The sequence below is a fragment of the Clostridium kluyveri DSM 555 genome, from assembly GCF_000016505.1.
GTDB classification, from domain to species: domain Bacteria; phylum Bacillota; class Clostridia; order Clostridiales; family Clostridiaceae; genus Clostridium_B; species Clostridium_B kluyveri.
Genome location: NC_009706.1, coordinates 1751794 through 1771320 on the forward strand (window position 1 = coordinate 1751794; position 19527 = coordinate 1771320).

At 30.1% G+C, this 19527-nt stretch carries 17 protein-coding genes; 4 read left to right on the forward strand and 13 right to left on the reverse strand.

Features of this window, described 5'->3' with window-relative positions; all coding sequences use genetic code 11:
- Positions 1-45: 45 nt before the first annotated feature.
- The 11 genes from CKL_RS08190 to CKL_RS08240 form a co-directional block, all read right to left on the reverse strand.
- The gene (locus CKL_RS08190) at positions 46-3456 is read right to left on the reverse strand and encodes a tubulin-like doman-containing protein (RefSeq protein ID WP_012102061.1); all 3411 of its coding nucleotides are present in this window, start codon (positions 3454-3456) and stop codon (positions 46-48) included.
- 36 nt (positions 3457-3492) lie between these two features.
- Positions 3493-5235 carry a vWA domain-containing protein gene (locus CKL_RS08195; RefSeq protein ID WP_012102062.1) on the reverse strand — a complete coding sequence of 581 codons (1743 nt, stop codon included), beginning with the start codon at positions 5233-5235 and terminating at the stop codon, positions 3493-3495.
- Positions 5236-5237: 2 nt separating this feature from the next.
- Positions 5238-6689 (reverse strand): hypothetical protein, encoded by a 1452-nt coding sequence (locus CKL_RS08200; protein WP_012102063.1) that lies wholly within the window; start codon positions 6687-6689, stop codon positions 5238-5240.
- Positions 6690-6734: 45 nt separating this feature from the next.
- Positions 6735-9395 (reverse strand): GAP1-N2 domain-containing protein, encoded by a 2661-nt coding sequence (locus tag CKL_RS08205; RefSeq protein WP_012102064.1) that lies wholly within the window; start codon positions 9393-9395, stop codon positions 6735-6737.
- A gap of 9 nt (positions 9396-9404) precedes the next feature.
- Positions 9405-10583, reverse strand: a complete 1179-nt coding sequence (locus tag CKL_RS08210) for a hypothetical protein (protein WP_012102065.1) — start codon at positions 10581-10583, stop codon at positions 9405-9407.
- Positions 10584-10619: 36 nt separating this feature from the next.
- Positions 10620-11624 carry a hypothetical protein gene (locus CKL_RS08215; RefSeq protein WP_012102066.1) on the reverse strand — a complete coding sequence of 335 codons (1005 nt, stop codon included), beginning with the start codon at positions 11622-11624 and terminating at the stop codon, positions 10620-10622.
- A 38-nt stretch (positions 11625-11662) separates the two neighbouring features.
- Positions 11663-11848, reverse strand: coding sequence for a tautomerase family protein (locus CKL_RS08220; RefSeq protein WP_012102067.1), 186 nt, complete (start codon positions 11846-11848; stop codon positions 11663-11665).
- A 168-nt stretch (positions 11849-12016) separates the two neighbouring features.
- Positions 12017-12277: a spore coat protein gene (locus CKL_RS08225; protein WP_012102068.1), complete on the reverse strand. Its 261-nt coding sequence runs from the start codon at positions 12275-12277 to the stop codon at positions 12017-12019.
- A gap of 20 nt (positions 12278-12297) precedes the next feature.
- A complete protein-coding gene (locus tag CKL_RS08230) occupies positions 12298-12504 on the reverse strand; it encodes a hypothetical protein (RefSeq protein ID WP_012102069.1) in 207 nt (68 codons plus the stop codon).
- Positions 12505-12636: 132 nt separating this feature from the next.
- A complete protein-coding gene (locus CKL_RS08235) occupies positions 12637-13482 on the reverse strand; it encodes a DUF1129 family protein (protein WP_012102070.1) in 846 nt (281 codons plus the stop codon).
- Positions 13475-13813, reverse strand: coding sequence for a PadR family transcriptional regulator (locus CKL_RS08240; RefSeq protein ID WP_012102071.1), 339 nt, complete (start codon positions 13811-13813; stop codon positions 13475-13477). The genes CKL_RS08235 and CKL_RS08240 overlap by 8 nt, the downstream gene beginning before the upstream one ends.
- Before the next feature lie 202 nt (positions 13814-14015).
- On the opposite strand from CKL_RS08240, the gene CKL_RS08245 reads away from it, so the two are divergent.
- From CKL_RS08245 to CKL_RS08260, 4 genes are all read left to right on the forward strand, one after another.
- Entirely contained in the window at positions 14016-14393 is a 378-nt protein-coding gene (locus tag CKL_RS08245) for a PH domain-containing protein (RefSeq protein ID WP_012102072.1), read from the forward strand.
- Positions 14394-14599: 206 nt separating this feature from the next.
- On the forward strand, positions 14600-15178 hold the full coding sequence (locus CKL_RS08250; RefSeq protein ID WP_242649485.1) for a VanZ family protein: 579 nt from the start codon (positions 14600-14602) through the stop codon (positions 15176-15178).
- A gap of 387 nt (positions 15179-15565) precedes the next feature.
- Complete coding sequence (locus CKL_RS08255) at positions 15566-16108, forward strand: sigma-70 family RNA polymerase sigma factor (protein WP_012102074.1); 543 nt, start codon at positions 15566-15568, stop codon at positions 16106-16108.
- Entirely contained in the window at positions 16109-17326 is a 1218-nt protein-coding gene (locus CKL_RS08260) for a DUF4179 domain-containing protein (RefSeq protein ID WP_012102075.1), read from the forward strand.
- Between the two features lie 148 nt (positions 17327-17474).
- On the opposite strand, the gene CKL_RS08265 is transcribed toward CKL_RS08260, so the two are convergent.
- Together CKL_RS08265 and CKL_RS08270 are read right to left on the reverse strand one after the other, a co-directional pair.
- On the reverse strand, positions 17475-18842 hold the full coding sequence (locus CKL_RS08265; RefSeq protein ID WP_012102076.1) for a HAMP domain-containing sensor histidine kinase: 1368 nt from the start codon (positions 18840-18842) through the stop codon (positions 17475-17477).
- On the reverse strand, positions 18826-19515 hold the full coding sequence (locus CKL_RS08270; RefSeq protein WP_012102077.1) for a response regulator transcription factor: 690 nt from the start codon (positions 19513-19515) through the stop codon (positions 18826-18828). The genes CKL_RS08265 and CKL_RS08270 overlap by 17 nt, the downstream gene beginning before the upstream one ends.
- Positions 19516-19527 lie beyond the last annotated feature (12 nt).

Genomic DNA, 19527 nt, shown 5'->3' on the forward strand with positions numbered 1-19527 from the left:
TCCTCCTGGGGAAATAGAAGACAAGGACTCACCTTACCTTCAAAACTATTGTTCCAATTGTTTTCTTACTTCCTGCAGTCTTGAAAGCATTTCATTGTAAAAAGCAAAAAGTTCATCTCCATTTACCAATTGATACTTTCTTATATCCAATTCCCGAATACATTCTTTAAAAGTTTCAAGGAGAGTATCTATATTTAAAATAAGAGTTTTTGTATCCTCTTCCATTGAAAGATTTTCAAGTCTTCTATCAGAGGTTACATCTATAATTACCTTGTCTCTTTCATCCAGTGAAGAATATTTTTTAAATACGGCTTCATGGTGGTATTCTTTTTCTTTTAAAGTATTTATAAAAGGTTCTATACTTACTTTACTGTCATCTCCCCCATTGTAAATATAAAATACTCCCTTTTTCACTATGGTATCTGTATACAATGCCCTTAAAAAATTATCCATGTCTGCCTGAGCCTTACTTAAGCCTTCTATAGTACTCTCAAGCTCTTCTTTTTTAGCTATAATTGCTTCATATTTTTCTACTTCTTGTAATAAAAGTCTGGTAAGTTCAGGAGTTCTTATAAGATTATTTTGTGCTCTTTCCTCATCACTGCTTTCAAATATATAATATTTTTGCATATCATGGTTTTCCACAGGAGTAATTCCCTCTTTTAAAAGTTTTTCAATATCTGTTATGGCCCTTTTTATTTCCCCTATATTAGGTGTATCTTCCTGCATATCAATGCTGTACTGCTCCATAAATTCATCTATATTGAAATCTTTTGTAATAATACATTTATATCTTTCATTGCTTCCTTTTTCCGTATCTATTACACACCCAAGTTCTACTCCTCTTTTAAAAAGTTCCCTTACCTCATCATTATAGTTCTTTACCCTTTCATTTACATAAGTTGTACCCCAGGACTGCTCTGGAATAGGTGAAGGGAGATATATCCAGTTTCTATTTTCACTTTGATATAGGTGTCTTCCTATTCCATCTCTTTCAAACAGTGTTTTTTCATAAATTTCTTCATAATGCTTTATAGGAGCATAGGAATAAAGAGGTACTCCATTTTTGGTGTTGAGCCAAAATATCCTGTTAGTCACTGTACTTTCCTTAATATTAATAGAATCACCCCTGTGGGAATTTCTCTTATACTCTTTAATTCCCTCAAGAATCTTTTTGGCATTTGTAGGTACTGAAACCATGCTCCATGTAGGAAAATTCACAGCCTCCATGTTGTTTATATGGAAAATAGGAACTGCATCCTTGTCAAGCTTTGGTGCTATGTTATCCTTTATTATACTGATAATGGATTTATCCTCTCCATATTGAAGAGATAAAAATTCCTCCATGGACTGGGTTATTACATTTCCATATTCTTCAGATACAAAATTTGAAATTGATCCCACCACATCTATATGAACCTCATCCAACCATTTTTGGGATTCCTCCAAAAGTCTATAGGAAAATTTCCTCATAAGTTCATCTGCAGTCTCCTTATTTACGACCCGCTCTATGTAATCTGTCAAATCCGGCACCCTAACTACCGTCCAGGAATAAGTCCTTCCAAGGGCTCCTTCTATTTCTTCACCTTTTGCCAGTATATCCCCATCTTCTTTAAATATTTTATTTAATTCATTTAATATGTCTGTATATACCTTATAGATTTTATGGTTTAATTGACTTAAATTTTCAATCACTTTTTCATAGAACTCTATCACCCTTACAATTCTTTCTTCTTCTGCTTTTAATATATACTCCTCACTTTTTGCTTCTATGAAATCATTTTTTCTACCTTCTTTAGTGAATAAAATTGCCTTCTTAGCCTGCAGGAACTTATCTTCAGCCAGTTCCTTCTTTAACTTTATTTCTCTGGACATATTAGACAGTCTTTCCTTAAGGGATGTGATTTCCACCTCCAATGTCTTTATGACACAAAAGCCCTTGGAAAATAAAATTCTAGAGGCATAAAAAGGTCCTCTTTTGGGATCTTTAAAAATCCCATCTACTAATTCCCGTGCTTCTTTTTCTACCTGACCCGGATATTGAGTTTTCACTTTATTATATTCATTTATGCAGTCTCTTAAATATTCTTTCATTTCCTCATCAATATTAACTGATTGCTTTTTTATTACATTGCTGTAGTTGTATTTTTCTCTATCTTTGTACCCTGTTATTGGCTTCCTGTTTTGAACCTGCTCTTCGAATCTTTCAATTACCCCATCTTCGTCCAGTTTAAGCCTTCTTATGAACTTATCCACTTCATTTTCCTCTGGAATATTATGAAACATATACTGCATTTTTTCAAAAAGTTTATAGGCAAGATATGTGGTTATTTCCTCAAGAGGCAGTACTGCTGAAGATGCTCCTATAATTACATACTTGTAGTTTGACATATAAGGTTTTGCCATGTTATCAGTATTTTGTTTTAAATTACTTATATAGTCCTGTATTGCAAATACTCCACCGGATTCCCTTACTTCACTGGACATGAAGTTAACGATATTCTCGGCTGTAACATTCATACAGTAATCATAGGCATTACTCATAGGTCTTCCATCTATATTGGTTGCAGAAATCAAGTGACACAGATTAAAAGGGGGCATTGGTGAATCCACAGTAAGTCTGTTTCTATATTTTTGTGTGAATCTCTCGTGTCTGTCTCCTATACCCATAAGATAATCCAATTCTTTAAGTGCTGCAAAACCATTTTTTATAATATAGGATTGTGCTGACTGATTATCTGCAGACCTTGACAAATTCACATCCGGTGTAAACAAATACCCCATTATATTAACCTTGTCATCACCTTTTGAACCATATATATTATTCATTATTCCCCTTACTATATAAGCTATATCTATAAAGGTACCACTGCCCGTTCCCCCAGAAAGCCCGGAAAGTATAAATACATGGAGAGTTTCTTCTTTGTCTTCCTGCAGTAATCTTATCTTCTTTTCAATACAGTCAACAATTTCATTGATTTTTGTAAATAATAAAAGCCTTCCTACCTGTCTTACTCCCCCTGCACCGTCGGTACCGCTTTCAGAAGACAGCTCCGGTGACAGCCACTCCTTTATACAGTCATCCAATATTTTACGATCTTTTAAAATAGATCTTATTTCTGCATTTGACAGCATGACCAATTCACTTTGAGGATCAAGTCCTACTCCTCCATTTCCAGGATATCTTTTATTCTTTTCTCCCTGGTTGGTTTCAAAGCCTAAAAATTCTACCTTTTTAGGCTTATCTTTTCTTGTATTTGAAATAATATCCTCCTCCAGGATAAATCTCTTGTTGATTTGATATTTCAGTCTAAGCATTGCATCTATGCCGGTCCCACCAAGTCCTATTATAAGCATAGGGTTTGGTATGGTTTCTATACGTATTTTATCACTTATAATTCCTCCGCCCCTGCTTACTTCAAGATCTTGAAGATGTTCTCTAATTCTACTGTTCATAATTTATCTTCCCTTCATATAAGTTTACCTTTTAACCTATTTAGCATGAAATTCCACCAGTATGCTTTTTGGAACTTTATTTAAAAGAACTTTTATTTTATTTCCATTATAGAGTATTACTCTTGAACTATTCTCCAGTATTTTTCCTGACTTTTGAAGAGTACAGTTTGACTTATTAACTATCTCTAAACTATCGTCATTTTTGAATACAAATTTTATGGGTTCAGTTTCTGAATATTCTTCTTTAAGTCCTAATACATCAAATAGAGTAAAACTTCCTATATAGCTGTCTAAATTTCTGAATTGTGGAGACAAAGCCTCACCGGTATTTTCATCCATTATGTTTAACTCTATACGGCCAAAACCCCTGATACGTTTTTTCTTTATTACCATAATAATTATATAAGTACAAATAGCTGCCAGTATAATTCCAATTACAGTTAAAGTTATTGGGTTTTTAATAAAAGATTTTGACTGAGTCTTAGACACAGCCCCACCAGTATTGTCTCCTATAACCAGGGTATTGCTTTCCCTATAAAAGCTGTCTCCATCCACCCTTACCTTAAGCTCATATTTCCCCTCTTCCAAATAGGAATACTCCCCTTTAAACAAATTGTCCCCTGAAGTTAAAGGTACTTCCTTAGTGGAATTGTCTTTTAGATTCTTAACAATAAGTTTTGCCTCTACATTTTTATAAAGCTCCTCATCTGCAACCTTATCTGCATTACTGGTAAAATAGGCTTGAATTTTCACCTTGTCTCCCTTAACTGGATTTTCAGGAGTAAAAACTGCCTTCAGCTGAATATCGTAGTTAAATATATAACTTACCTTTATATCATTTCCACTTACTCCTTTAACCTTAACTGTCCATGCTCCCTTTACCGGGCTGATAAGTTTAAGCATTGAATATTTATTAGATGAGGTAAACAGGGTATTTTCAGAGGGTATTAAAACCTCCTTGCCTGAAGGATTTAAAAGTTTTACTTCCACAGGAGTACTTGAAAGCATTGATATATTGGCCTCAAGTACATTTGAATTCGGGATATTCACCTTCAACTCCTGAAAATCTCCACTAGCTTTAATAGTTCCTCCATCTTGAACCTTAAGCTTTGAATTATCTGCATATATATCCGTTAGGATGGCAGGCAGATCCGAAGCTGTATTTGTTATGTAGTCTTTACCTCCAGTTGAACTGGATATGTCACCAAGCTGGGTTTTATCTACAGTTCCATTATAATTAAGTCCTATGGTATATACAGGATAACCTTTACTTTTGCAGATTTGAAGGGCATTTTTCAAATCATTTAAAGACTCATCCTGACTCCTCTCAGGATCATTTTTCCCATCGGATAATAAAATTATAACGGGATTATTTCCACTTTTATGGCCACTTTCCATTAATTTTACTGCTTCTAAAAGTCCCCTTCCTGTATCTGTTCTCTGACCAAGAGAAATATCCGAGGCCATACTCTTTATTCTGTCTTTGTCTTCCGATGAATTTATGCTATCTAAATTATGTTCTCTCACTATGCTGTCTGAATAAGCTACAAGACCTGCCTTGTTACCTTGAATCTGACCCATATCAAGAAACATTTTTATGGCTTCCTCCCGTATTTTTTCAGGGTCGCTTTCCGCCATGGAACCACTGGAATCAAGCACAAAAATCACATCCATACTGGTTCCAGATTGTGCTGCCAAAACACCTGAAAAAGGAATAAAAGCCACCTGAAGTACATATATTAAAGTTACAACTAAAACCCATTTAGCTTTATTTTTCACAATTATACACTCCTCACACTTCCATGTTTCCCCTTTTCTAAAAATTCAAACTCACTATTTGTCTCGCCTAAAATCCACTTTACAACCTCTGCTGCAGCAGTTTCTTCATATGGAAACAAACTGCAGGAAAAGAATTTATAACTTGCAAAATTATATTCAAATTTTTTTATTAGGGCATCTTCTCCCATCTCCCGAAGAAAATCTTCTATAGGTCCATTATACCCAAACAAGTCCATTTTATTTATTACAATCGCAGCAGGTATTGTAATAAGCTTCTTAGGCTGGATTTGATTAATTTCCCTTAATGCCAATATAAAACGATCTATAAAATCATGTATATTTATATCCCTGAACCTGCCTTTTACAGATTCATTTTTCTTAATATACTTTTCTCCCCGGGCCATACACAAGGGATCTATGACAAAAATCAAACCTTCTATATACTTATAGTGCTTTTGTGTCCTTATGTTAGCTCTTGAATTAAAATATTCCCCTCCAATATCATAAAAATATAAAAGTTTTTCATTGAAAAACCTAGATGAATTTATAAAAATATTATATACCTCTGTATGACTGTTATCACTTTTTTCAGGTGGAATACCTTTTTTAAAGGATTCCAAACTTTTTTTAATTTTATCCCCACAATTTTCATTTAGAAATTCTATATTCCATTTTCTCTCTCTTGAAATACAATCCCTTAGAGTATTTATAGTAGAATATATAAAGGAGGTTTTCCCTGAAGATCCAGGACCTACAACAGGTATGCACAGGGGAGAGGATTCTCTGCTTTCAATATCCCCTCCACACACAGGACATATGGCCTTAAGTTTGAATCTTCCTCCTAAATTAGTACAGGGAATTACTTCTTTGCACTTGCACCTTCTTTTAATTATACCATAGGGTCCCGGAGTTAACATTTTATGAATTCTTCCACATTTTGGACATATATAATAAGGTATATCAAACCTGGTTAGACATCTTGGACACACTCCTCCTATTTTCCCTCTTTTGAATTTAAACTTTTCACCACATAACACTATAAAATAAAACAGGTAAATGGGCATACTTATAATGGTTACTATTAAAAAATGTATTGAGACGCAGATTACATTTATTAAATTACCCAATATATATATTACTTTTTGACCAGTTTTTACCCTGTAATATGTAAAATATGATTTTGTATTGAGCTGACTCTTTAACATTAAAATATTACCACTGTTAATGGATTTTGCACTTTCATAAGTATTTGACAAATCCTCATACTGTTTATTAAAAAAATATTTTTCCGCTGCAGGTTCTCCCAATTTTGCCTTGGTTTTTAGTGAATATTTTCTATTAAAACTATAATTGAAGGCTTTAAAATAGCTTAATGCACACTTAAAAAATCCATAGACTATTCCTGCAATTATACCTGCTATACCTAAAAACACCAATGAAATAAAATCAAGCATATCTTTTAAAAATCACCTCCCGGCAGTTCAATTATAGGTTTTTTACTATTTCTTAAAAAATTTAAACCGGCTTTTATTTTTATTTTTTTCATGTACACTGGTCATAATATACTGCCATTTTGTGATGATTTGCTTCACCTGCACAAGCCTTTTAATCTTTTCTGTAAAGTAACTATCATACTCTTTTAATTTTCTTTCAGAAATTCTTGTAAGTATATCTATAATTCTATTATCTAAAATTTCCTCTGCCTCTTCCTCCATACTTTCCATATTCTTAAATACAGCTATGATAAAATCCAAGAATACGGTATATCCCTCTATACCATAAGCTCTTAATACATCTTTGTACTTTTTGGTAAATATAATATCTTCCAGTGTATCCATATATACATTATAAAAAATACCTGAATACACTTCACACCAGAGGATCTTCTTAACTTTAAAATGTTCCCCTGCATTTTTAAGGTATACACATATACTGGATAAAAACCACTTTAGATATCCTTCATATTTATATTCATCCATATTAGAAAAATCAATTTTAATCTTTTTAAGCAGTGTAACTTTATTATCCTCTTTGGAATTTTGAATTTTATTTCCTATATACAGCAATTCTACTGTGCTCAAAGGAGTTTTTATTTTAAACCGATTTTTTATGTCTACAGACTTTTCTATAATATAATTTTCCTTTTCTGCATCTTCTATACCAATCTTTTCTTCAAAATCTGTAAAAAGTTTTTCAAGTACATTTCTACAGATCAAGTTTATTATAGAACCTTTATCTATGTAATCTATTATATTATTATATTCTTCTAGTGGAATATCCTTATTATATAGGTATAACTCAAGAGATTCGGAAAATTTTTTATCTCTGTAATCTTGGAAAAAATAAAACACTTCCTCACAATAATTCACAAAAAAATTCTCTTTATCACTATTCTCTATTAGCTCAAAACTATATATGGAAAACAAAAAGTTTTCTGAACCATTTAACCTGTTTATTTCAGAATATATTTTTCTCTTCCACTGGCTGTTTTTATTTCCTTCATCTATAATAAATCCTGCCAGAATTTTTTCAACTTCATTGCGTCTTTTAGAATAATTATTAATATAATAGGCTCTTAAAATTATCTTTGCAAAGTATTCATAATCTTTTTTAAAAGAGCTTAGTATGTCTAAAATATCTTCTGGAGATTTTATTAGCATTTCCAGACACTTATTAAATAAAATAGTTATATTCTTATTTTCTCCTTCCATACTAAATAGAACTTTTCTGCTTTGGGTATCACATTTATTATTAAAAATAATTATATCTCTTACCAGAGTATTAAAATAGAACTTTGCATGTCTTACTTTTCCTCCCCTGACGTAGATTTCAATATTTTTTATTCTATCTATATCAAGTGAAGCTCGAGCAAACTGCTCTATAGATACTTGCTCTAATTCTCTTATTCTATGGTATAGATCTATTATATCCTGCAGGGGAATCTCTTCAACATCTACCAGAAGATAATGAATAGAATTAAAAAAGAATTCATAAGTTTTTGTCATATATTTCCCATTTCCTGTTTCCAGTCCAGCTTTAAATAAAAATTTTGTTATTATCTCTAAAAGTTCCAAGTCCACCTGGGTACTCATTTTATCAAGATTTGGGTCAAGCAAGTTAAAAAGCTCCTCATAAGCCCTTATAGATTTATAGCTAATTGCAAAACTCAATGCTTTTTTAATGTTTTCAATACTTGATTTTTCTATTCCCCTTTTTACTATGTTATATAGATTTACACAGTTATTTATATCTTTATCCAAAAAATTATATTCAAACTGACCTATAAAATCTATAAAAGGCATGAATATTTCCTTAGAGACTGTATAACCTACTTCAGCCAGTTTTATGAAACTGCTGCTGCAGCTAGTTTCATAATTAAGTTCTCCTGAAAAATTGTGGATATGATACCTATATGATTTCTGACTCTCTTTAAAATTAAATTTACTTCCTTTCTTATCTACAGCACAAATTATATAATTTAAATCCTCAGGATTATAACAATAGGTAGTAAAGCTAAATTGCCTGGCCAATTTCTTAGGAAGACACATTAAAACTGCTCCAATCCAAAAAGGTATGTTATTTTTATCATCACAATATATTATTCTTTTTTTGCTTCCACTGTAATCCAGAACTGACTCCATAAGCTGTATAAATCCTTTTCTCTTTTTATCCACTGCATCTTTTTTAAGAAATTGACTTATGGTATCAAAATTAATTACATTGCCTAGTGGTATTTCTTCCAACTCCGGCAGATAAAGAATTTCTTCTCTATTTTGTTCTTCATCTGTTAGAGATTCTCTAAAAACAGGAGAACCATAAAGTTCTATGGGATAAAAATCCCAGGGTTTTTGAGATATAAGCACATGACAAAAATAATTTCCATACCTTCCCGAATAATCTCTGCCTATATACTTACTGCTGCATATGCAGTATTTATTATTTTTCAGTTTAAAGGAGGAAAAGGATAGTGGAAACAATTCATCTATTTCTTCACAAGAAGGCAGTGTAGGTAGGTTGTCTGGAGGTACATATACACAATAACTTTCAATTTCTTTTCGTTCTTCATCTGTAATACCCTCTGACATAGAATACGTCTGGAATCCCATACCTGAAGATAGCCCCTTTTTACATGAAGTATAAAAAAGCTGCTTAATTGCCATAACTCACAATCACTTCCTTTTTTCTCCCTTTATCAGTTTATATTTATATAAAAGCCACAAAAAAGGATCTTCTACCCTATGAGGTCTTAATTTTGTAATTTTCCCATCTACAGAGTTACATCCCAGAGCAGTTAACCCAAAATATCCATATTCTTTAAAATTTAGGCTGAGCTGCTCTGCAAAATTTTCTCCTCCCCAACTTCTAACTAAAGATTCCATAGTTCCATTCATATCCTCAAAATCTGATAAATCAAAACAGGCCCTGCTTATATGTTTGCTGGGATAATTTATACAGCTTGAAGGGTCTACCAGAGATTCCACTGCATCCACTTTTGAAAAAGCCACAGCCACAGGTATGTCTATGAGTTTACTCATTTTTATACCATTTGCCTTTCTGATTAGATTTGCAGTCCTTGAGAGCAAATCCTCTATTTTTGTATTTTCCTCTGGAAGTGCTGTTCCCTCTGGCAGTCTCTCTCTTACATTTTCCAGCTGCAGTGGGTCAAGAAGAAATATTATACCAGAAGAATTATATATATATCTATTTTCAGTTTTCATAGTATCTTCAGAATCCAGGTCTTCACCTGCAGTATCAAAAAAAGCAATGGTAACTACATTACTTATTCTCCTGCTTTTGAAAAATTTCCCCATAATCCCCTGTTCTTTAAATGTAAGGTTATAGATAAGAGGCTGTTTTACAGAAGAATCTGTCTTAGCAGAACGGGTTACTCTTATAAGCTCATTTCTTTTAAAAACCGGATTATAAAAATCATTTCTATATCTGTTTATGGTAGCATCATTTACTGCAGAAAGACTGCAATTAAAGGCAGAGCCTATTTCATTCATTATTTTATTTATTAAAACTGCAATGTAATGACTTTTCCCTGCCTCTTTTGCCCCAATTACTGCAAATACCAAATCATCATATTGTCCTATGGCAAAAGGCAATTCTGCCTGACAGGTTGGACATATCTTTATATGAGTTCTCTCTCCGCATTCTCTGCAGCATATGGAATCCAGTATTTCATTTTTATTTTCCTCTCTATCTGGCTTCAGTACGATACCTTCTTTGGCATTTTTACATACGTCAGGATCATTTTTACACATAAAGTTCACATCATTTAAACTATGTTTTGAAAAACAATAGGGACATATATAATAATCTTTCTTTTTTAAGTTAAGCTTCATCTGAAATCCTCCTTGGTATGTGCCTTATATTTAAAGTCACTTAAAATACAGTTTATCCTTTGCAGGGGATATTATTCTATACATTTTACTGTTCACATCTTCTATAAAAAATAATTTTACATACATATTTCTTCCTATACTATCAGTAGGTATAGTAAAAGACAGACTCTCATCCTTTGTAAGCATTTCATAATCGGTAGTAACAAGATTTTCTCCCTGGGATTTTTGAAGAGGCATATTCCCTGCTCTGCCTATTAAAACAAGTGGTGGAACATTTATTTCTTTCTTATCTGTAGATAAAACTAACTCCGCAGTTTTCAATTTTCCTAAAATACTTCTTTTTATTTTTATTTCATAGAATATTTCCTCTGGTATTTTATTTACTACAAGCCTTCTTTGTCCCTGAGAAAATATCATCTTTTTACCATGTTCCACTAGGGTATAAATAGAAAAGTAGTAATTTTCCTCCACTACTCTGTCCATTGTATAGTCTCCTTCAGAGGAACCAGCCTTTCTTTCTATTAAAATGTTATGGGCAGAGGAATCTTTAGAACTTAAGGGAAATTTATCCATTCTATAGCACAGCATAACTTTATTTATACCCCGGGGCCATCCCCACTCTAAAGAAAGCTGGCCATATTTCACTTCAGCCCTTACAAAAGAAACTTCTGGAATATTATTTATGTCAAATACTTCCTCTGGTGTATTATAGAAAAGTTCATTTTCTGACATACTTTTAGTCTCAGAGTCCTGAGATACATTATTATGAGGTTTTAAATCCTCTTCTGTACTTTCCATGACCTCTATTTTTTTTATATCTTCATATTGCTTTTCTTCTATAGCTTTGCCATCAGATTCCTGTATATATAGGCTGTCTCCAGTTAACTCTTTTATTTTTTCTCTTATCTCATATTCAGATAATAAGGAGAATTTATTTACAAAATTATTTATTTCCTCTGTAGATATAGTATCTTTGTATGAAAGTATTATATCCACTTCATCACTTAATTCCTCAAGTTCACGTTGTTTTTTCTCCTCCATAAATAATCCCCCTCAGCCTAGTACTGTATTCTAAATGCTTAGAATAATTTACCATTAAACCCCCAGTCACTTACCTCACTAAAAGTTATATATATACTGTCTCCTGGTATATCAAGCTCTTTTTCATAAAGAGAACATATTAAATATGTAGTTATCTTATTAACATTATACGATAAATCCAGAAATTTTGGAGTAGTTTCTACAATATTTATTATGTTTATCAAGTGATTTTTAAATTCAAGTAGAATTCTCCCATAATATTATTATATTTTATTCTTTAAAACAGTTATGGAGCAATATAAATGATGTGCATCTTAAAGAATACACGCATTGAACATTTATACCACTCCATTTTATCCTCAGTGGATTATCCTAGACACTTCATATTTCCACTATTTCAATGAACTCATCATCTGATTAGACTGATCTTTCAATTGTTGTACCTCTGTTGCCTGAGCATCCTTTGTAGGATACCAGCCTTTCTGTCTCATAGTATCAAAAATTTTGTATTGAACATCCTGAGCATTCTTGAAATTATTTACCAAAGTATTTCTTAAATTAACACAAGAAGTTTCTGTTATCCCTGTACTATACGCTGAAATAACCTGTTTTTCACTAGTTAAAAGGTCCTGCATAAGTTCCTTTTCATCCATAATTCTAATTCTCCTCTCTTTTATTGATGTGAATCCAAGTATGTTTTTAAAGAAACAAAATTTTGTCTATGAACTTGAGCAGCCTCACTGCACAAATTCTTTATTTGAATATCACCGCACTTTCCTGAACAATCATTAAATTTCTTATTCATCAGCGCTTCATATCCGATTTGATCCTTTAATACCTTTAAATTGCCAGAATCTAATTGTTTTTCACCAGCTGCCATAAATTTTCCCTCCTTAAACTTTTTTACAAATATATTGTTCCCTTATAAATTAAAATTATATATATAAATTTTACATATTTATTATTGAACTCTCCTTTAAACAATATCAGGTTCAATTAAATAGAAAAATATCTACTTTCCCTTTTTGAAGTTTAAATAGGTCAATCCATAAAAAAGGATTAGCCCAAAAACAGTCAATAATACTATCATGATTTTACCATTATTACTTGATATATAATTTTCCATTAAGGGTAATCTTGAGGCAATCCCAATAACCCCTAAAATCCATACAAAAGGTAAAAAGGGCCACCAAATCTGTCTAATTTGATTATTACGAGTAAATGTGAATACAGTAACACCAATAAGCAATATGGATATTATACAAATTCCTGATAAGTTCGATAAGTATACTGTTAAAATGGAAGGAGTAAATAATTGAATCAATACAAATAATCCTATAATCAAAACAAAAAAGATCCATATAAACAGAAAATCAGTAAATTTTTTTATAGTGATTTTTTTATAAATACCCTTGTGTAATATAAAAAATACGATTCCCACAACCAGAAAACTCAATATTCCATTTAGAATTAATACAAGTATATTTATCCCTTTATCCCTAGTAGTTAATGCACTTAGTAGAGAAAAGAATGAGCTAATAATAAAAACCACACCTATTAATTTAAAAATTTCTTTTTTGCTGGCTTTTCCAAGATTGTGAATTAACTCATCTGCTGCCACCTGCGGATTTTTTCCAAAGAATTCTTCTGCAGATTGTCCATTGTTTTGAGCAGATATTATATCTTGTAAAATTTGTAGTAATAAGCTTTCTATCTCATAATCATCGTAAAATAAACCAGCACTGCGAATATATAACAACAGCTTTTCATAATATTCTTTGTTATTATCTGTTAACTTTTCTCGTAATTGATTATTCCCTTCAATCATTTTTTCTACAGAATTGCCTTGTTTACTCATATAGTTTTTCTCCTTTCAAACATATCAGATTGTTAACAGTAGATGCCAAGTCTTCCCACTGTTCAATAAATCCTTGGCAATGAATCCTTCCTTCCGGAGTTATATGATAGTACTTTCTATCTGGACCCTCTGGTGAAGGTTTTATTGTACTTGAAAGATAACCTTGTTTTTCTAATTTCTGTAATAATGGATACACAGTACCTGCAACTATTTTCCTAAACCCATATTCTTTTAACAACTGTACCATTTCATATCCATATACTTCATTTCCCAAAACAATCAGAAGAACACATCCTTCAAGTACACCTTTCAAAAGCTGAGTTTGCTTCAAAGTATCCCTCCTAACCTCATCTATTATGCATTACATATTAGTTAATATTATTATAAATGAATTCAACTATTATGTAAAGCATAATAGTTGAAAATATTGTCCACTAAAATATAAGCTTTAAAGTATATATTTTGACGTCTAATTCTATATCCTATATAATTGAGTTTAATCATAATATTATAATTAATTGGAGGAAAATTAAATGGGATTATTTGACGGTATAATGGGAAATGCCTCTGAAGTAAATACAGGTCAGGTACAAAAAGATTTTGCTAATATATTGACCTCTTCAGAAAATGTTGAAAAAGCATATAAATTAATTCGTGACATGTTCATTTTTACAGATAAAAGACTTATATTAGTGGATAAACAAGGAGTTACCGGTAAGAAAACAGAATACCATTCAATTCCATATAAAAACATTACTCACTTCAGCATAGAAACCTCAGGAAATTTTGATTTAGATGCAGAATTAAAAATTTGGATATCAGGAACTCAACTGCCTGTACAAAAACAATTTAATAAGAGTCTAAATATATATGAACTTCAAAGTGTACTAGCCCAATATGTATTGAAATAGATTTTGTGAAAGGGTATTTGTTTTAAATGGAAAAATACCCTTATTTCATCTTATGAAGTATTTTACGTTTAAAAATCGTTATATATAATGTAAGACTAAAAATTATACTAATTGGAGATGAAATTATTATGTTTATTACAATTATCAAAGCTTTAGTTTATGAATACCTATGTGTAATATTCTTTTGCGTTATATTTCAAATAATTATGATTAAAAAAGAACATAAAAATGGACATAGGTATAGTTTAAATCATTTTGTATGGGTATACATTTTTTACATATATATAACCCTTGTACTTATTTGTACTGGTATTGGAACTATTTATGAATTTACACGATATACTAAACTACATGAAACCATTTCTATATTAACTCAATTTAATCTGATACCCTTTAACTCTATTTCTGGAGGTATTATGACACATTTGGCAAATATCATAATGTTTATTCCTCTTGGTTTTCTCCTACCATTTATCTGGAGACAATTCAAATCACCTTGGAAAGTAATAGGTACAGCATTACTTTTTTCATTGATAATTGAATTAAGTCAACTTTTGAATATGAGATCTACTGATATAGATGATTTAATAATGAATACAATTGGGGCATTTTTAGGGTGGACAATTTATTCTTTATTGAAAAAATTATTTAAAAATAGACATGAAAAAGAATTTAATAATTCAGATAAAACACAGCTATCTTTTTTAGCTCATTATGAAGCTTGCTTTTATCTCATTCTTTCATTTGCAGGAGTATTTTTACTTTATAATCCATTATTATTCTAACTTTGTCTACAGTCTGAGCTATTCTTAAATTTAAGAACAGCTTCAAAGACAGTGATAATGAAATTTCAATTACTGTTGACAGTAATAAGGATAAAAACTCAAAAAACTAAATGCACTCTCTCAAAATACATTTAGTTTAACTAAAAATTACATTCAATTATAAAAAACCACAATGGCTTCTTTTAACTATATTATAGCACATTTTAAAAAAAGCAAACCCAGTTTTAAAATAAATTATCGTAAACTATGATAATTTATTTTTTATTTAGAAATTTTACTAACTTTTTTAACTTAATAATTGGTATTAAGTGTAACCTTTTATATATTAAGATTGTCTAATTAGTGTATGATAAATTATTCTCAGATGTTTTATAGGGGAGTGAGATAGTGAAAGAAATAGATAAAATTCAAATTCTTGTGAATAATGCTAAAAAAGGGGATGATACATCATTTGTTGAGTTAATAAATTCTTATAAAGAAAATCTTTATAAAATGGCATTTATATACGTTAAAAATGAACAGGATGCTTTGGGTATTGTGAGTGATACTGTATATAAATCTTATATGAATATAAATAAATTAAGAGAATCACAGTATTTTAGCAGTTGGATTATAAAAATACTCATAAATTTATCTATAAATAAATTGAAAAGTAATAAAAATATTGTTTACGTAGATGATTATAATTTATTGGATAAAGATAGCAATATTTCAGAAATGGAATTTAACATATCTAAAAATATTGACTTATATAATGCCATTGATAATTTGAGTATAAAATATAAAAACTTAATTATTTTAAAATATTTTCAGGATATGACTATTCCTCAAATTTCTAAATTTTTGGAATATCCGGAAGGTACGGTAAAAGTTTATTTACGAAGAGCATTAAAAAAATTAAAAGTTGAATTAGAAAAGGGGTATATTTAAATGAAGTATAAGCCTAAAAATGGATTTGAAAAAATTACTATATCGAACAGGCTTGATGGCGTAATTAAAAAATCTATTTCAAAAGCGAAAAGGGATAAAAAAATAAGAACTATAAAACTAAGACTGATTAAGATTAATGTTGCGATAGCTTCATTGATTATTATTTTTATTAGTAGTGTTAATTTTGTGCCTGCTTTTGCAGAGTCATTAAGTGATGTGCCTGTAATATCATCTATAACCAATGCCGTACAATTTCATTATGATAAAAATATAAATAGTGCTGTAAATCAAAATTTATCTCAAGATATAAGTAAAATTCAAAAAGATAAAAATATAAGTATTACTATTGATAATGTAATTACAGATGATAAAGATATATTTATATTATATACGTTAAATGGAACAATGGCTGATAAGGATATCAAAAATCTTTTGTTGGAAAAATTTTCTATAAATGATAACAATGGAAAAACTCTCTTGAGTAGTAATGATTTTAGGTCACAAATACTTCCGCCTAAGCTGAATAATAAAAATGAAGATAGCTTATCGTTAAGCAATACAAATTATAAATGCATAATTTCATCATTAGGTAATTCTATTAAAAATTATTCCCAAAATAAAAAAACTTTTGGTTCAATAGAGTTAATAAGTATAAAGGATATGAAAATACCTGATGAAATAAATTTAATGGTTTCAGGTATTACTGAAGCATATAATATGTCTTACTCTAAAGAAGCTTACAGTAATTTTACTTCAAAATTTAATAGAGAGCCCAAAAATATATCTGGCAATTGGAATTTTGAAATAAAACTTGACAAAAACCTAAAGTCACAAAAACCAGAAGAATATAATAATATTCCATTTTCAATTAATAATACTGATTTCACTTTAAAAAGTGTAAAAATCTACCCTACCCATACTGAAATTAGGATACAATTAGGTAAAAATAGTATTGATAAATCTCAATGTAACTCAATTGGAAGAATAATTGGAGGGGATACTAGCAAATTGCCTTATTTGACAGATGAGAAAGGAAATAAATATAGTATTTCAGGAAATGCTTTGGTAAGTATGGATTCGGAAAATTGTATAAATTTATCATTTGAAAGCCCTTACTTTAACAAAATAAATAAATTATATCTTGTGATAAATCAACTTAATTATTCAAATGGTGAACCTTATGTAAATATAAATCCAACAAAAATAAAAATTAAATAGTTTTTATTAATAAATAGATAGTAAAGAATAAATTATGAAAAAAATATGCTAATTTATTCTAGAGTCTTATTAACTTTTCCTCTTAGTTACAAAGTTTATCAAAATTATGAATTTTATTAAGGAGATACAGAGTTGAACAATAAGGGTTTTATCTCAGGCATGGATGATATATTTTGAATACTAATCTACTACCTTCCCTATAAATTTCTACAAATCCTCCATGAAGCTTCATTATATTTTTAACAATTGATAATCCTAAACCACTACCTTCTTTTTGCCTTGATAAGTCCTTTTTATATAATCTTTTAAAAAAATTTTCTAGATCACTATTGGAAATTAAGTCATAGGGTATATTCGATACCCAAAGTACTGCATAAAATGTATTGTTAAAAATTTCTCTATTAACACTAAACTCAACAGTTGTATTCTGTTTGGAGTATTTAAATGCATTACTTAAGAGATTATTCACTGCTCTTAAGAATAAATTAGCATCTGCTTCAATGTAAATAGTTTCTTGTGGCAGCTTAAGTGAAAGTTTCAATCCTTTTTGAATAAATTCATCTTCCTCTTCTTCAGATATCTGACGTGCCAATTCATTTATCTGAAGTCTCTGTTTTTCCAGGACAATATCATTAGATGAAAGTTTTGAGTATTCAAAGAAATCATCAAGCATTCTTTTTAGATAAAGCCCTTTTTTATCCATTATGTCTATATAATTGTTAAGTTCATCTTTTGACTCATATTTGTCATTCTTAATCATATTTATGTATCCAAGAATAGTAGTTAATGGTGTTCTTAGATCATGAGCTATATTAGTGAAGAATTCATTTCTATTTTTTTCTTCTTTTTCAACCTTTGAAGCCATATAATTTATGTCTTCAGCAAGCTCACGTAGTTCATTTTTATACTTCAATGGAACACGATTAGATAAATTACCTTCTGTAATATTTCTAACTGTTGACTTTATTTTAGATACATAGGATATACGTTTCCATATAAGTAAGAAAAAAATAATTATAAAAATTATAAATATCATTATACCTACCATATTTCCATTTTCTAATTTCCCATAACCAATATATATATAGTATAGATAACATCCGTCTTTTAAATAATCACATCTAGTTATTTTAACTAAGTTGTCCCTATGTGCATTCAAAAATTTAAATGTTTTTTTACCATCTATAATTTTGTCGGCATCTATGCTTTTAATTTCCTTATTATTTGAAGCTATTATTTTGCCATCTTTATGTACTATAAAAATAAAGTATAACATGCTGAATTTTTCATTCATATATTTTTGCAATTTATTAGAATCATTAATATTCATATTTTTTAAGTCCTGTTCAACTTTAGCAATCATATCTTCATGTACATATTTTGTAGTATCTTTAGAATCATTTAAAAAAGAGCCTAAAACAAATTCCTTCAAAAAGACTACAAGTATAACTGATATAATTAATGAAATAATTGCAGAAAAAACTAATTCACTTCTAAGCTTAAATATTCTTTTCAATTTTATACCCTACTCCCCAGATAGTTTTTATATACTTACCCTGCTTAACACTGTCACCAAGCTTCTCCCTTAAATTTTTAATATGCATTGTCACAGTATTGTCGTTTTGCATAAAGTTATCTTTCCAGAGCATTTCATAAAGTATTTTGGTTGAATACACTCTACCTCTATTGTATGCCAGTGTGTATAAAATTTCATATTCCTTGGGAGTTAATACTATTTCCACATTATCCTTTTTTACTGTATGTTCTAAAGTATTGATTTCAATATTTTTAACCTTGAGAATATGATTTTGTACTGCACTACTAATCTTAGTTCTCCTAAGTATAGCCATAACTCTTAATGAAAGTTCAGTAAAATCAAAGGGCTTTACCATATAATCATCACACCCATCTATAAATCCTTTTATTTTGTCTACCTGCTGTCCTTTTGCAGTAAGCAATATAACAGGTATGTTTGAAAATTTCCTGAGTTTAATGAGCATTGTGTAGCCATCCATTTTAGGCATCATCACATCCAGAAGTATTAAAGAGACTGACTTTGATTTTACAATCTGAAGCCCATCTTCTCCATTACATGCAGCTTGTACAACATAACCTTCTTTAGTAAAATAATTTACAAGCATTTCTCTTATATCTATGTCGTCATCTATTATTAATATATTTTTTTTCATTATCATCACCCA